This window comes from Tardiphaga sp., assembly GCF_041424195.1.
Classification (GTDB): domain Bacteria; phylum Pseudomonadota; class Alphaproteobacteria; order Rhizobiales; family Xanthobacteraceae; genus Tardiphaga.
The window spans coordinates 60,316-74,424 of the sequence record NZ_JBGMOE010000013.1 but is presented as its reverse complement, the minus strand read 5'-3'; the positions used below and the strand labels follow the sequence as shown (position 1 = coordinate 74,424).

At 62.7% G+C, this 14,109-nt stretch carries 12 protein-coding genes and 1 tRNA gene; 6 read left to right on the top strand and 7 right to left on the bottom strand.

The features are described from left to right. Window positions 1-2 precede the first annotated feature (2 nt). Window positions 3-4,760, bottom strand: a complete 4,758-nt coding sequence (gltB, locus tag ACEK02_RS02005) for a glutamate synthase large subunit (RefSeq protein WP_371420134.1) — start codon at window positions 4,758-4,760, stop codon at window positions 3-5. 576 nt (window positions 4,761-5,336) lie between these two features. Here gltB and ACEK02_RS02000 point away from each other — a divergent pair. Further along, window positions 5,337-6,182 carry a hypothetical protein gene (locus ACEK02_RS02000; RefSeq protein ID WP_371420133.1) on the top strand — a complete coding sequence of 282 codons (846 nt, stop codon included), beginning with the start codon at window positions 5,337-5,339 and terminating at the stop codon, window positions 6,180-6,182. Between the two features lie 138 nt (window positions 6,183-6,320). Here the strand turns inward: ACEK02_RS02000 and ACEK02_RS01995 are convergent, their stop codons facing one another. Further along, window positions 6,321-6,797 carry an Hsp20 family protein gene (locus ACEK02_RS01995; RefSeq protein WP_371420132.1) on the bottom strand — a complete coding sequence of 159 codons (477 nt, stop codon included), beginning with the start codon at window positions 6,795-6,797 and terminating at the stop codon, window positions 6,321-6,323. Between the two features lie 198 nt (window positions 6,798-6,995). Between ACEK02_RS01995 and ACEK02_RS01990 the strand changes: the two genes are divergently transcribed. Together ACEK02_RS01990 and ACEK02_RS01985 are read left to right on the top strand one after the other, a co-directional pair. Then, window positions 6,996-7,943 (top strand): alpha/beta fold hydrolase, encoded by a 948-nt coding sequence (locus tag ACEK02_RS01990; protein ID WP_371420131.1) that lies wholly within the window; start codon window positions 6,996-6,998, stop codon window positions 7,941-7,943. A 12-nt stretch (window positions 7,944-7,955) separates the two neighbouring features. Next, window positions 7,956-8,591 carry a LysE family translocator gene (locus ACEK02_RS01985; protein ID WP_371420130.1) on the top strand — a complete coding sequence of 212 codons (636 nt, stop codon included), beginning with the start codon at window positions 7,956-7,958 and terminating at the stop codon, window positions 8,589-8,591. Window positions 8,592-8,668: 77 nt separating this feature from the next. Here the strand turns inward: ACEK02_RS01985 and ACEK02_RS01980 are convergent, their stop codons facing one another. After that, window positions 8,669-9,421, bottom strand: a complete 753-nt coding sequence (locus tag ACEK02_RS01980) for a sulfite exporter TauE/SafE family protein (RefSeq protein ID WP_371420129.1) — start codon at window positions 9,419-9,421, stop codon at window positions 8,669-8,671. An 89-nt stretch (window positions 9,422-9,510) separates the two neighbouring features. Between ACEK02_RS01980 and ACEK02_RS01975 the strand changes: the two genes are divergently transcribed. Continuing rightward, window positions 9,511-10,404 (top strand): LysR substrate-binding domain-containing protein, encoded by an 894-nt coding sequence (locus tag ACEK02_RS01975; protein WP_371420128.1) that lies wholly within the window; start codon window positions 9,511-9,513, stop codon window positions 10,402-10,404. A 10-nt stretch (window positions 10,405-10,414) separates the two neighbouring features. Here the strand turns inward: ACEK02_RS01975 and hisN are convergent, their stop codons facing one another. The 4 genes from hisN to ACEK02_RS01955 all read right to left on the bottom strand — a co-directional run bounded on the left by hisN (window position 10,415) and on the right by ACEK02_RS01955 (window position 13,094). Beyond that, window positions 10,415-11,197, bottom strand: coding sequence for a histidinol-phosphatase (hisN, locus tag ACEK02_RS01970; RefSeq protein WP_371420127.1), 783 nt, complete (start codon window positions 11,195-11,197; stop codon window positions 10,415-10,417). Window positions 11,198-11,356: 159 nt separating this feature from the next. Next, the gene (locus ACEK02_RS01965) at window positions 11,357-11,761 is read right to left on the bottom strand and encodes a hypothetical protein (protein WP_371420126.1); all 405 of its coding nucleotides are present in this window, start codon (window positions 11,759-11,761) and stop codon (window positions 11,357-11,359) included. Between the two features lie 53 nt (window positions 11,762-11,814). Then, a complete protein-coding gene (locus ACEK02_RS01960) occupies window positions 11,815-11,979 on the bottom strand; it encodes a Flp family type IVb pilin (RefSeq protein ID WP_371420125.1) in 165 nt (54 codons plus the stop codon). Window positions 11,980-12,206: 227 nt separating this feature from the next. After that, window positions 12,207-13,094 (bottom strand): N-formylglutamate amidohydrolase, encoded by an 888-nt coding sequence (locus ACEK02_RS01955; protein WP_371420124.1) that lies wholly within the window; start codon window positions 13,092-13,094, stop codon window positions 12,207-12,209. Window positions 13,095-13,385: 291 nt separating this feature from the next. On the opposite strand from ACEK02_RS01955, the gene cpdR reads away from it, so the two are divergent. Both cpdR and ACEK02_RS01945 read left to right on the top strand, forming a co-directional pair. Further along, window positions 13,386-13,745 carry a cell cycle two-component system response regulator CpdR gene (cpdR, locus tag ACEK02_RS01950; protein ID WP_092145876.1) on the top strand — a complete coding sequence of 120 codons (360 nt, stop codon included), beginning with the start codon at window positions 13,386-13,388 and terminating at the stop codon, window positions 13,743-13,745. Between the two features lie 128 nt (window positions 13,746-13,873). Next, a tRNA-Val gene (locus tag ACEK02_RS01945) sits at window positions 13,874-13,948 on the top strand. Window positions 13,949-14,109 lie beyond the last annotated feature (161 nt).

Here is a 14,109-nt window from a genome sequence, read left to right as displayed (position 1 = left end):
TCTTACGCGCCGATCGCGATCTGCGGTTCGGCCTCGGCGCCTTTCGCTTTCAACTCGCGCAGCGCACGGCGATACTCGACCGGCATTACCTTGCGGAATTTCGGCAGCCAGGTTTTCCAGTCCGCGAGGATCATCGCAGCCTTGGCCGAGCCGGCATATTTCGCGTGACGCGTGATCAGCACATGCAGGCGCTCGATATCGGAGTCGAGCAGGTTGGCGAACACGTCGACCTTGCCATGAGCTTCGAGATCGCCGGAGTGGTGATAGGTGTTCTCGGCAATCATCTCTTCCGAGAGGACGGGCTCGAGCTCGACCATCGCCATGTTGCACAGCTTCGGGAAGTCGCCGGTTTCGTCGAGCACGTAAGCCACGCCGCCGGACATACCGGCTGCGAAGTTACGGCCAGTCTTGCCCAGCACCACGACGATGCCGCCAGTCATATATTCGCAGCAGTGATCGCCGGCGCCTTCGACGACGGCCACCGCACCTGAGTTACGCACGGCGAAGCGTTCGCCGGCGACGCCGCGGAAGTAGCATTCGCCTTCGATCGCGCCATACATCACGGTGTTGCCGACGATGATCGACTCTTCCGGAACGATGGCGGAATGAGCCGGCGGACGCACGATGATCTTGCCGCCCGAGAGGCCCTTGCCGACATAGTCGTTGCCTTCGCCTTCCAGATCGAAGGTGATGCCCTTGCACAGCCAGGCGCCGAAGGCCTGACCGGCGGTGCCCTTCAGCGACACCTTGATGGTGTCGTCCGGCAGGCCGGCATGGCCGTAGATCTTGGCCACCGAGCCCGCCAGCATGGCGCCGGCCGAGCGGTTGGTGCTGTTGATCTTCGTGTCGATCTTCACCGGCGCGCCGCGGTCAAGCGCGGGCTGCGCCTGCTTGATCAATTCGCGATCGAGTACGGCTTCCAGGTGATGGTCCTGATCCTCGGTGTGATAGATTTTCTGGCCGGGCAGTTCTGGCTGGCGCACGAACAGCTTGGAGAAGTCGAGACCCTTGGCCTTCCAGTGCGACACGAGGGCCGACTGGTCGAGCATCTGCACCTGGCCGACCATCTCGTCGAAGGTGCGATAGCCGAGCTGCGCCATGATCTCGCGAACTTCCTCGGCGACGAAGAAGAAGTAGTTGATCACGTGCTCGGGCTGGCCGGTGAAGCGCTTGCGCAGGACGGGGTCCTGCGTCGCGACGCCGACCGGGCAGGTGTTGAGATGGCACTTGCGCATCATGATGCAGCCCGCTGCGATCAGGGGCGCGGTGGCGAAGCCGAATTCATCGGCGCCCAGCAGCGCGCCGATCACCACGTCGCGGCCGGTGCGGAAGCCGCCATCGACCTGGACCACGATGCGGCTGCGCAGCCGCTCGCGCACCAGGGTCTGGTGGGTTTCGGCGAGGCCGACTTCCCACGGGCTACCGGCATGCTTGATCGAGGTCAGCGGGCTCGCGCCGGTGCCGCCTTCGAAGCCGGAAATGGTGACGTGATCCGCGCGTGCCTTGGCGACGCCGGCGGCAACCGTGCCGACGCCGATCTCGGAGACCAGCTTGACCGACACCTGGCCGTCCGGATTGACGTTCTTCAGATCGTAGATCAGCTGCGCGAGATCCTCGATCGAATAGATGTCGTGGTGCGGCGGCGGCGAGATCAGGCCGACGCCGGGCGTCGAATGGCGCACGCGGGCAATAGTCGCGTCGACCTTGTGGCCGGGCAGCTGGCCGCCTTCGCCGGGCTTGGCGCCCTGCGCCATCTTGATCTGCATCATGTCGGAGTTGACGAGATATTCCGTCGTCACCCCGAAGCGGCCGGAGGCCACCTGCTTGATCGCCGAGCGCATCGAATCGCCGTTCGGCATCGGCTTGAAGCGATCGGCTTCCTCGCCGCCTTCGCCGGTGTTGGACTTGCCGCCGATGCGGTTCATCGCGATCGCGAGCGTGGTGTGGGCCTCGCGCGAGATCGAGCCGAACGACATCGCGCCGGTGGCGAAGCGCTTGACGATCTCCTTCGCCGGCTCGACCTCGTCGAGCGGCACCGGCTTGCGCTTGTCTTCCTCCGCGCCCTTGATGCGGAACAGGCCGCGCAGCGTCAGCAGCTTTTCGGATTGCTCGTTAAGCACCTTGGCGAAGGCGCGATAACGGTCCTGCGAGTTGCCGCGCACCGCGTGCTGCAGCAGCGACACGGTTTCAGCGTTCCAGGCATGGTCCTCGCCGCGCGAGCGGAAGGCGTATTCGCCGCCGACATCGAGCGCGGTCTTGTAAACCAGCGAATCCCCGAATGCCTCGGTGTGACGGCGCGCGGTTTCCTCGGCGATTTCGGCGAGGCCGACGCCTTCGATACGGGTATGCGTGCCGGCGAAATACTTCGCGACGAAATCCGCCTTGAGGCCGACCGCGTCGAAGATCTGCGCGCCGCAATAGGACTGGTAGGTCGAGATGCCCATCTTCGACATGACCTTGAGCAGGCCCTTGCCGATCGACTTGATGAAGCGCTTGACGATTTCATAGTCGTCGAGCTGCACCGGTAGCCGGTCCTTCATGGCGATGATGGATTCGAAGGCCAGATACGGGTTGATCGCTTCCGCGCCATAGCCGGCGAGGCAGGCGAAGTGATGCACTTCGCGCGGTTCGCCGGATTCGACGACGAGGCCCACCGAGGTGCGCAAACCCGTGCGGATCAGGTGGTGATGCACCGAGGCGCAGGCCAGCAGCGACGGGATCGGAATGCGATCCGAGCCGGCCATGCGGTCCGACAGGATGATGATGTTGACGCCTTCGCGCACGGCAGCTTCCGCGCGGGCGCAGAGCTCGTCCAGCACCTGTTCCATGCCCGCCGCGCCGAAACCGGCATGGAAGGTGGTGTCAAGGGTGCGCGAGACGAAGTGCGACTCGGCGACATCCGTGATCGAGCGGATCTTTTCGAGATCTTGGTCGGTCAGGATCGGCTGGCGCACTTCAAGGCGCTTGGTGGTGGCGACGCCCTGCAGGTCAAACAGGTTCGGCCGCGGTCCGATGATCGAGACGAGACTCATGACGAGCTCTTCGCGGATCGGATCGATCGGCGGATTGGTCACCTGCGCGAAGTTCTGCTTGAAATATGTGAACAGCGGCTTCGGCTTGCTCGACAGCGCCGAGATCGGCGTGTCGGTGCCCATGGAGCCCGACGCTTCCTCGCCCTGCGACGCCATCGGCGTCAGCAGGATGGTGACGTCTTCCTGGGTGTAGCCGAAGGCCTGCTGGCGATCGAGCAGCGGCAGGTTGGAGCGCTGGCCCTTGGCCGGCGCGTCCGGGAGTTCTTCCAGAACGATCTGGGTGTGTTCGAGCCACTCGCTGTACGGATGGCTTGCGGCCAGCGTCGCCTTGATTTCGTCATCGGGGATCAGACGGCCCTGGACGAGGTCGACCAGCAGCATCTTGCCGGGCTGCAGGCGCCACTTGGTGACGATGTCTTCTTCCGGAATCGCCAGCACGCCCATTTCGGACGCCATCACGATGCGGTCGTCCTTGGTGACGAGATAACGCGCGGGGCGCAGACCGTTACGGTCCAGCGTCGCGCCGATCTGGCGACCGTCGGTGAAGGCGAGCGCGGCAGGACCGTCCCACGGCTCCATCATCGCGGCGTGATATTCGTAGAAGGCGCGGCGCTGCTCATCCATCAAGGGATTGCCGGCCCAGGCTTCCGGAATCATCATCATCACGGCGTGAGGCAGCGAGTAGCCGCCCTGAACCAGGAATTCGAGCGCGTTATCGAAGCAGGCGGTGTCGGACTGGCCTTCATAGGAGATCGGCCACAGACGGCTGATGTCCTTGCCATACAGCTCGGACTCGATGGAGGCCTGACGCGCCGCCATCCAGTTGACGTTGCCGCGCAGCGTGTTGATTTCGCCGTTATGCGCGACCATGCGGTAGGGATGCGCCAGCGACCAGGTCGGGAAGGTGTTGGTCGAGAAGCGCTGATGCACCAGCGCCAGCGCGCTTTCGAAGTCCTCTTCGTGCAGGTCGGCATAGTAGCTACCGAGCTGGTCGGCGAGGAACATGCCCTTGTAGATGATGGTGCGGCACGACATCGAACACGGGTAATAGCCCGCGAGGCCGCGCTCGCGGCGCTGATAGATCGCTTGCGAGATCGACTTGCGGAGGATGTAGAGACGGCGCTCGAATTCGTCCTCGTCGGCGATCTTGGCTTTGCCGATGCCGATGAAGACCTGCATGTTGGCGGGCTCGGTTGGCTTCACGCTCTCGCCGAGCGACGAATTGTCCGTCGGCACCTCGCGCCAACCGAGCAGCTTCAGGCCTTCGGCCTTGATCTGATCACCGATGATGCCCTGAATAACTTTCCGCCACGCGGTATCACGCGGCATGAACAGCGCGCCGATGGCGTATTGGCCGGGCGCGGGCAGGCTGAAGCCGAGTTCCGATGCCTTGCGTGTGAAGAACTTGTGCGGGATCTGCACCAGAATACCAGCGCCGTCGCCAAAACGCGGATCCGCGCCGGTCGCACCCCGGTGTTCGAGGTTGCAGAGGATGTTGATCGCGTCAGACACGATCTGATGCGACTTGTGACCCTTGATGTTGGCGATGAAGCCGACGCCGCAGGCATCCTTCTCCTGCGACGGGTCGTAGAGGCCCAGCGCCGGCGGACGGTAGGTATGAAGTTCCGGTTTGATGGCGGTGTCTTTCACGTGAGCCGATTTGATAGCCGGGGCCGCCGAATGCGTGCCGGTTTCGATCAATTGGCGCTCGTGCTCTGATCCGCTCATCTTCGTCCTCTCAACCCCAACCGGGGTTCTGCCACCCTTGTCGGCGCACTTTTGGCGCAAGCGGAACCCTAAGGGTCACCGCTCGCGCATAGCGCGCCTCGATTTCAGAATTCAGACTGGTGGTGCCCGTCGTCCCCGGCGGCCGCCCCATGTCTTGCCTATAAGGATCCTGCCTTATTCGGCTCGCGTCGTAGCAGGCGTGTTTTTGGTCGCGACGCCTGCTTATGTTGCAAACCCCGTGCCGGATTTGCCACCAAAAATTGCGACAGTGATGCTGTCCTAACCAAGACTTTGCCAAATTTTTATCTAGCACACAAGCGCGTGTGAGTCCGTCGTCGCATGGCAACAACGCATGCCAAATCGTCCATGCCGCGAAGACACATTCAGGCGGGTGGTGCCGTGATCCGGCCCAAGGCCGGCCAAAGGCTGGCCCAAGGGCTGCCGGATTCAGCGGTGAGGTTGCGCATTGTCCGTTAACGCCTGTGGCAGCGGTGGTTGCTGTGGCGGGACGGATGAGAGCGTGAGGTTCAGGGTGCTGAACACACTCCGGGCGCGGGGGCGTCGAAGGAGCATGCAATGAAGGTACTTGTGGGATGTCTAGCCTCGGCCGGGCTGTTGCTGGCGAGTGGCGCTGCACAGGCACAGGCACTGCCGCCGATGCGCGGCGACGTTGCCGCTGTGGCACGCGTATCGGATGTCGGCGGTCCCTATGCGGCCATGCCGCCGGTGGAATATGCGGAGCCGCGGCCCTATGGCGTCTTGCGGCGCGGCTATGATCTGGCGGTGCTGCCGCTGCGGGAGGTCTATTCGATCCTGCGCGAGGCCGGCTTCTCGGCCCTCGGCATGCCCCAGCAGCGCGGCCTCATCTACACGGTGTCGGCCATCGACCTCGACGGTGAGGACGGCCGATTGGTGATCGATGCGCGGAGTGGACGCATCCTGCGCTTCATCCCGGCCTATCGCATGGGCGACCGGATGAGCGAGGAAATCGACACACGCTACGGCCCGCAGACCGCAGTGCCGACCCTGCCGCAATATCGCCGCCCGCCGTTCACGGCCGGGACGGCAACACCCGCGCCAAAAGTTGCCAGCCGAGCGACGAGCGTGCCGCTGCCGAAGCGGCCGCCGGTGCGCGCGGTCGCGGCGCCCGCGAAGCCTGTGGCTCCGGCCGAAACCAGGCCCGTCGCCGTCAAGCCACCCGAAACGCCGCCGGCCGCAGCGCCGGTGCAGCAGTCGGCCGTGACGGAGCAGAAGCCGGCCGAGACGAAACCGCCGGAAACGTCCGGGACCGCTCCGGCAACACCGGCTGCGCCCGAGAAGAAGGACACTGCCGCACCGACGGTGGCTCCGCCGGCAATAGAAGCAAAGCCCGCCACGCCGCCTGCTGCAGAAACGCCGCCGCCTGCCCAGGGGCTGGAATAGTCGGCGATGAAGCCAATGGCTTTCCTCCTCACGCAAGCGCGGGGAGGGACCAGGAAGCAACCATCGTCACATAACAAAACGCCCCGGATTGCTCCGGGGCGTTTCGCATACAGCTACACTTACTTTACAAAGTCCCACTTACGCGGCGACTTTCTCGGCCGAGCCGTCGACCACCTGCGGCGCGCTGACGGCGCTGGTGGAAATCGGAATGCTGCGTGGCTTCTTGGCTTCCGGAATCTCGCGAACAAGATCCACATGGAGCAGGCCGTTCTCGAGCGAGGCGTTCTTCACCTGCACGAAGTCGGCAAGCTGGAAGGCGCGTTCGAAGGCACGGGCGGCGATGCCGCGATAGAGTACCTCGGCCTTGCTGCCGTTTTCGTTGGCGGCTTTCTCGCCCTTGATCGTCAGCGTATTTTCCTTCGCGACGATGGAGAGCTCGTTCTGCGCGAAGCCGGAAACGGCTACGCTGATGCGGTATTCGTTCTCGCCGGTGCGTTCGATATTATAGGGCGGATAGCCCGGCGCTGCGTCACCTGTGGTCTGATCCAGCAGACTGAACAGGCGGTCGAAGCCGACGGTGGAGCGATAAAACGGGGTGAGATCATAGCTACGCATTCGGTAGTCCTCCATTGAGCGACTGTTGCAATAACCCGCCCGCCACAGGGCCGGGCTTTCGTGTCATGCAGCCTAGAGAGGCCTGCACGAAACTGATATGGGAGGGGTCTGGCGGCTCGCAAGGGGGGCCGAAAGATTCGCGCTGATCTGTCTCCCGCCCTTGAAATCCCGCGTTTTTCGCCTAGCCGGTCCCCCGCCATGACGCTTGTCTCGATTCCCGCCAACCCTGTTCCCGAGGGTGCCGTGTCCGGCACCATCAAGACGCCGGACGGCGTCGACCTGCGCTTTGCGCGCTGGGCGCCGACCACCGGGCGCAAGGGCACGGTCTGCGTGTTCAGCGGGCGCGGCGAATATATCGAAAAGTATTTCGAGACCGTGCGCGACCTGCGCGACCGCGGTTTTGCGGTGGCGATGATCGACTGGCGCGGGCAGGGCCATTCGTCTCGGCAGTTGCGGGATGGCCGCAAGGGCTATGTGCGCAGTTTCTCCGATTTCGAGATCGACGTCGAAAGTTTCGTGCAGCAGGTGGTGATGCCGGATTGTCCGCCACCTTACTTCGCGCTGGCGCATTCGATGGGCGGCGCGGTGATGCTGCGCGTGGCGCATTCCGGCAAGCGCTGGTTCGACCGCATGGTGCTGTCGGCGCCGATGATCGATCTGCCCGGCCGCTCGACCTCGTTGCCGGCCCGCCTGTTGCTGCGCGTGATGCGCTTTACCGGGCAGGGCGGCAACTATATTCCCGGCGGCAATGGCGAACTGGTCGGTACCGCGTCATTCCCTAACAACAAACTGACCAGCGATCCCGTGCGCTATGCGCGCAACGCGGCGATTCTCGAAGAGGATCCGACGCTCGGCATCGGCTCGCCGACGGTGGCCTGGGCCGATACGGCGATCCGCGGGATGCACGGCTTTCGCGAGGCCAGCTATCCCGTGAAGATCCGTCAGCCGATCCTGATGCTGGCTGCCAGCAGCGATCAGGTGGTGTCGACGCCGGCCATCGAGGAATTCGCCTATCATCTGCGTGCCGGCTCGCATCTGGTGATCGCCGGCTCCCGCCACGAGATTCTGCAGGAGCAGGATCGCTACCGGCAGCAGTTCTGGGCGGCGTTCGACGCGTTCGTGCCGGGCACCCCTCTGTTCAAATAGCGAAGGACACTCATGCTCGGTATCCACGGCCTCTGGATCTTCATCCTGTCCGGCATCCTGCTCAACATCACGCCGGGACCGGACACGGCCTATATCGTCGGGCGCAGCGTGCAGATGGGCTGGCGCGGCGGCGTAGCGGGGGCACTGGGGATTAGTGCGGGATGTCTGGTCCATGTGTTCGCCGCGGCAGTCGGACTGTCGGCGTTGCTGGCGGCATCGTCCTACGCCTTCACCGCGGTGAAATGGATCGGCGCGGCCTATCTGCTCTATACCGGCTTCCAGATGCTGCGGGCGCGGCCGTCAGTGGCGACGGATGACCTTGCCGAAAGAGCGCCGCTATCGCTGCGGCAGGTGTTCTGGCAGGGCGTCTTCACCAATGCGCTGAACCCGAAAGTGGCGCTGTTCTTTCTCGCCTTCCTGCCGCAATTCGTCGACGTGGATGCGCCCAGCAAGGCGCTGGCCTTCATCGTACTGGGGCTGATCTTCATCAGCACGGGCACGATCTGGGGGCTTGGCACGGCCATTGTCGCGGCCAAGGCCGCCAGCCGCGTCCGGCAATCCAGTCAGGCGATGGTCTGGATCAACCGCGCGCTGGGTGGCGTGTTCATCTATCTCGGCATCCGCGTGGCAATGCTGGAGGCGCGTTAAGCGGAGGACGGTAGAGCGTCTTTGCGACATCACTGTTATGTTTCTTGGTGGATGGGTTTCGCTGCGCTCTGCCCATCCTACTTCAGCACCGTGAAGGTCGCGGTGACGGCAAGATAGATGCCGAGCAGCAGCATCGCGATCAGGAACCAGCGGCGGAACTGCTCGGGCTCCATGCGATCGCGCACCGCCTGACCGATGAACATGCCGGCAAAAGCGGTGATCATCGCGACGACGCCGGGCACCGCCGTGGCGGCGGTGAGCAAGCCGGCGCTGCTGAGGTTGAAGGCCTGAGCCATCGTGGCGACGGTGAAGTAAAGGCCGAGCGCCTGCACCAGCTCGTTCTTCTCCATGCCGATCGATTGCATGAACGGCATGGACGGAATGACCTGCACGCCGGTGGCGGCGGAGACCACGCCGGTCAGCAGGCCGGCGATGCCGCCGACCCATTTCTCGTTTTGCGGTGGCGTCTTGAACTGGAATTTCACCAGCGTCACCACGGCATAGATCACCAGCAGGACGCCGAGCACGATCGAACCATATTTGGCATAGGGCCCGGTCATCAGGCTGCCGCACAGCCAGATGGCGATCGCGGTGCCGAGCAGCAGCGGCCACAGCCGGCGGATGATGTCGCGCAGATAGGGACCGACAAAGGTCTGCCAGATATTGGTGACGATGGCGGGGACGATGACAATGGTCAACGCCTGCACCGGCGTCATGGTCACCGCCAGCAGGCCCATCGACACGGTGGGCAGGCCGAGGCCGATGACGCCTTTGACGAAGCCGGCGAGCGCAAAAACAGCAGCAATCAGAATGAGCATGGAATCGATCATGTGCGGCAGATTGACCGATCGGCGCGGCCGGCACAATGTGGAGGTTACGGAGATTGCCTTCGGTTTTAGCGAAGGCTGGAGGGCCAAGGATGCATGCCGATCTGGTCGATCTCAAACTCTTCGTGGCGGTCGCCGAAGCGCGCAGCATCACCGGCGGCGCAAATGCGGCCAATCTGGCGCTGGCCTCGGCAAGCGCCCGGATCAAGGGCCTGGAAGCGACGGTCGGTGTGCCGCTGCTGAAACGGGGCCGACGCGGGGTCACGCTGACGACCGCCGGCGAAAGCCTGCTCGGCCACGCCCGCATCATCCTGCAGAATATCGAGACCATGCGCGGCGACATGGCCGCCTATGCCAATGGCATGAAGGCCAGTGTGTCGATGCTGGCCAATACAGTGGGTCTGTCCGAACATCTGCCGAAGGCGCTGGCGAGTTTCCTGCGCGAGCACCCCAATGTCAGTCTTGAGGTCGAGGAGCGCGAGAGCGCCGATATCGCCCAGGCGATCGCCGCGGGCATCGCCGATTTCGGCTTCGCCGCCGAGCATACGCTGCCGGACAGCCTTGAACGCTTCACTTTCAACGAAGACCGCCTGATGCTGGTGACGGCGCCGCGCAGCGATCTGGCCGGCCGGCGTCAGATCGATTTCCATGAGATCATCGACCGTGACTTTGTCGGGCTGACCAACGCGACCGCGCTGCAGAACCACATCGGCAAATATGCGGCGCAGCTCGGCGCGCGGCTGCGTTATCGGGCACAGATGCGGGATTTCGATGCGATGTGCCAGATGGCGGCGGCGGGGGTCGGGATCGCGATCGTGCCGGAGGTCGCCGCACGGCGCTGCGCACGGTCGACGGCGCTGGCGCTGATCCGGATTCGCGATCCCTGGGCGAACCGCAAGCTGGCGATCTGCTTTCGCAGCCTGAAGACGTTATCCCGTCCCGCGCAGCAGATGATCGAGCATTTGCGAACCGCAGCGCGGGCGTAGCAGTGCCCGATCAGGCGTTCAGGATCTTCAGCGCGGCCTCATGCACGCGCGGGTCGCCGGCAGCGACGATGCGGCCGCCATTCTGCGCGGGCTTACCCTCCCAGGTGGTCACCACGCCGCCGGCGCCGGTGATGATCGGGATCAGGGCTGCGATATCGTAAGGCTTCAGCTCGGTCTCGATGACGAGATCGAGATGGCCCGCGGCGAGCATGCAATAGGAATAGCAATCGCCGCCGTAGCGCGTCAGCCGGACGTCTTTTTCGACCTCGTGAAACTTCGCGCGATCGGCATCGCCCATCAGCCGCGGGCTGGTGGTGAACAGTGTCGCATCCGTCAGCGAGGCACAGCGCCGGACGGCCAATTTGCGGCTGGTGTTGTTGGCGCCCTGGTAGCGCGCCGAGCCGCTGTCACCGCTGAAGCGTTCGCCGATATAGGGCTGGTGCATCATGCCATAGACCGGTGTGCCCCGATGCAGCAGCGCAATCAGCGTGCCCCAGATCGGAAAGCCGGAGATGAAGGATTTGGTGCCGTCGATCGGGTCGAGGACCCAGACATATTCAGCGTCTTCGCGTTCGGTGCCGAATTCCTCGCCGACAATACCGTGCTGCGGGAAATTGGCCTTGATCAGCCGGCGCATCACCGCCTCGGCCGCGCGGTCGGCTTCCGTGACCGGGTCGAAATCGGCGCTGTTCTTGTTGTCGACGCTCAGCGAGGTGCGAAAGAACGGCAGGATGGTCTCGCCCGACGAGGTCGCAAGGCGACCAATGAAGGCGTTGAAGTCGATGACCGTCACGGAGAGGTCCTTTGTTGCGGCGGCTGAATGGGCGCGTGTCGCTTCCTATACAGGGCGGGAGAACGACCCGCATCTGCGCTGATCGAATTCCCTCTGCGATTCCCTAAAGCACAGCGCTGAATCGGGTTGCGATTTCCCTAAGATTTCTGATGTCCAACATCAGAAATTGGACAATGAAATGAACGTAAGATCATTCCATAAATAGGTCAGATCTACTGTCGTTTTTGTATCGTATTGATTTTGCTTGCCAAAATTATGACGCCTATGCCTGAACGGTGCGGTCACCATGCGAAATTTGCATGGAAATTTGCCCGAAAACTCTTGCACTTGGTGCGTCGCGGCTGCATATTGTTGCGGTGCGGTAGCGCTTGCGCTATCGCTGCCCTCCTTGGGCGTTTCCTCCCTAGACTTGGGCCGCTTGCTATCGCAAGCGGCCCTTTTTTCTTGTCGGAGGAGTTTTTGCATCAAGCGGCCCGACGTGGTCACCGGCGATTGTCTTGTGTCGCCTGACCTGTTGGCCGTCTGGCACCCCGAGAGCTTCGGGCCCATGACGACGTCAGTCATCAAGCAAGACTTATTCGGCTGAGAACCTCAAGCCGGTGTCCACGTCGCGAAGGTTACTTCAGTGACGAGTTGATCTCGGTGAACTTGCCATTGAGGTTTGTGCCGAGGCCGTTGACGACGGCAATGATAGCCAGCGAGATGCCGGCGGCAATCAGCCCGTATTCGATCGCAGTTGCTCCCGATTCGTCCGACCAGAATTTCCTGATCATGCTCTTCATATTCTCTCCTGCCATGTTGCGCGGTTCCAATCCGCGGCATCACGCTGGTGGGAATAACCTAAAGTTGTATGAATCCCGGCGGCAAAACCCCGCCCTATCTCTGCGTCGGACAATAAATGCCAATATGCCGCAGCAAATAAGCACCTATGACTCTGCGGTCACGGTTCCAAAATACCACATCTGATTGAGTTGACGGTTTGAGTCCGGGCGGGGCTTTCGGGCCCGGCCTATTCGGCAGCGGCCTGGAATGGACCAAGGCTGTCCAGCGGGATCGTGGCCAATGCATCGGCCAGGACGGTAAAATCGGCAGCAATCTGATCGAAGCGCGCGGTCCTCTCGCGGCGGCGCTCATCCATATAGATCGCCCGGTTCAGCTCGATCTGGATAGCGTGCAGCCCGCTGGCCGGGTTGCCGTAATGCTCGGTAATGAAGCCGCCGGCATAGGGCTTGTTACGGCCCAGCGAATAGCCGAGGCCGCCGAACGTGTCTTCGACCACTTCGGCAAGGACGCTCGCGCAACTCGTGCCATAGCGGTCACCGACGACGACGTCCGGGCGGCGCGGCTCCTCGCGGGAAATTCCGATGGAGGGCATCGAGTGGCAATCCACCAGGATCACCGTGCCGAATGTCTGGTGCGCCTTGTTGATCAGGCGGCGCAGGGCGCGGTGGTACGGCTTGTACAGCGCCTCGATGCGGGTGAGGGCGTCATCGACGTCCAGTCGCTCACGGTAGATCTCCTGGCCGTCGCCGACCACCCGGGGAATCGTGCCGAGGCCGCCGGCCACTCGCATAGAGCGGGTATTGGCGAAACTGGGCAGCCGGCCGTTGAACATCCGCGGATCGAGTTCGTAGGGCTCGCGATTAACGTCCACATAGGAGCGCGGAAAATGCACCCGGACCACCGGGAAGCCGCGATCGCTCAATCCGGCGATCAATTCGTCCATGAACGAATCTTCGGAGCGGCGCAGCGCCGTCACGTCGATCCGGGAGGCGCTCAGGAAGTCTGCCGGATAGACCGAGCCGGAATGCGGGGAATTGAAAATGATCGGGGCGCGCCAGTTGGCAGGCTCGACGATCTCGAAGGGAGGCGACAGCTCACCGTCAAACTGGGTCATCGTCGCGCATCGTCCCTGCAGCCGCGTTCTTCGGTTTGCCCAGTCTGGCAGAAAACCGGCGCTTTGTGAGGCCGCATTGTCGATAACCGAAACAGGTCTGCCAAGTTAAAAACTTCCGCAGGCGCGGCGATCACGAGAAATGCGCTCATTTGTTGTGTTTCACGGCGTTCTGGCGCACCATCTTGAGACGCTTATGCACAGCCTGCGCTGATCACCTTCACCCGAAATTTACCAGACCTCGGGCTTAGTGGGCGAACAGGTCCTCTCATTCGGGTTCGACGTCCAACCGCCATGCACAAAATCCTTCTCGCCGAAGACGACAACGACATGCGCCGCTTCCTGGTGAAGGCGTTGGAAAACGCCGGTTTTCAGGTGTCGCACCACGATAACGGGATGTCTGCCTATCAGAGACTCCGCGAGGAGCCCTTTGAAATGCTTCTGACGGATATCGTGATGCCGGAGATGGATGGGATCGAACTGGCGCGTCGCGCCAGCGAACTCGACCCCGACATCAAGATCATGTTCATCACCGGCTTCGCGGCCGTGGCGCTGAATTCGGACTCCGAAGCGCCGAAAAACGCCAAGGTGCTGGCCAAGCCGGTCCACCTGCGCGAATTGGTCAGCGAAGTGAACAAGATGCTGGCGGCCTGAGGGCGGCTGGCTTCCTTGCCGAATTTCTTGGATTTTCCTGCAAATGAGGCAAGGATTGCCCCTCCGGCGTCCTTGCTTGTCCGGGTTTGACCCGTTATAGACCCCACACCCGTAACGACCGGTTCTTAGGGCGCGTAGCTCAGCGGGAGAGCACTTCCTTGACATGGAAGGGGTCACAGGTTCGATCCCTGTCGCGCCCACCATCTAAAACCGTCGCCTGACCTCTCCGAAACCGCTGAATTGACGCCTTATGGGTTCGAAGAGGCGTTTCTTTCTCAAATGTCATGCTTCGTGACAGTTTTGTTTCGGAACCAGTCGTGTTCACGCCGTGACTCGGCTATAGCTCAATGGTTCAGGACTTTTC

Bases quoted from the DNA above. Each gene is read 5' to 3' on its own strand.
- ACEK02_RS01990 (WP_371420131.1), top strand. From the start codon at position 6,996: ATGACGCTTGTCTCGATTCCCGCCAACCCTGTTCCCGAGGGTGCCGTG.
- ACEK02_RS01980 (WP_371420129.1), bottom strand. From the start codon at position 9,421: ATGATCGATTCCATGCTCATTCTGATTGCTGCTGTTTTTGCGCTCGCC.
- ACEK02_RS01955 (WP_371420124.1), bottom strand. From the start codon at position 13,094: ATGACCCAGTTTGACGGTGAGCTGTCGCCTCCCTTCGAGATCGTCGAG.
- ACEK02_RS01975 (WP_371420128.1), top strand. From the start codon at position 9,511: ATGCATGCCGATCTGGTCGATCTCAAACTCTTCGTGGCGGTCGCCGAA.
- ACEK02_RS01965 (WP_371420126.1), bottom strand. From the start codon at position 11,761: ATGACTGACGTCGTCATGGGCCCGAAGCTCTCGGGGTGCCAGACGGCC.
- ACEK02_RS01995 (WP_371420132.1), bottom strand. From the start codon at position 6,797: ATGCGTAGCTATGATCTCACCCCGTTTTATCGCTCCACCGTCGGCTTC.
- cpdR (WP_092145876.1), top strand. From the start codon at position 13,386: ATGCACAAAATCCTTCTCGCCGAAGACGACAACGACATGCGCCGCTTC.
- ACEK02_RS01985 (WP_371420130.1), top strand. From the start codon at position 7,956: ATGCTCGGTATCCACGGCCTCTGGATCTTCATCCTGTCCGGCATCCTG.
- ACEK02_RS02000 (WP_371420133.1), top strand. From the start codon at position 5,337: ATGAAGGTACTTGTGGGATGTCTAGCCTCGGCCGGGCTGTTGCTGGCG.
- gltB (WP_371420134.1), bottom strand. From the start codon at position 4,760: ATGAGCGGATCAGAGCACGAGCGCCAATTGATCGAAACCGGCACGCAT.
- ACEK02_RS01960 (WP_371420125.1), bottom strand. From the start codon at position 11,979: ATGAAGAGCATGATCAGGAAATTCTGGTCGGACGAATCGGGAGCAACT.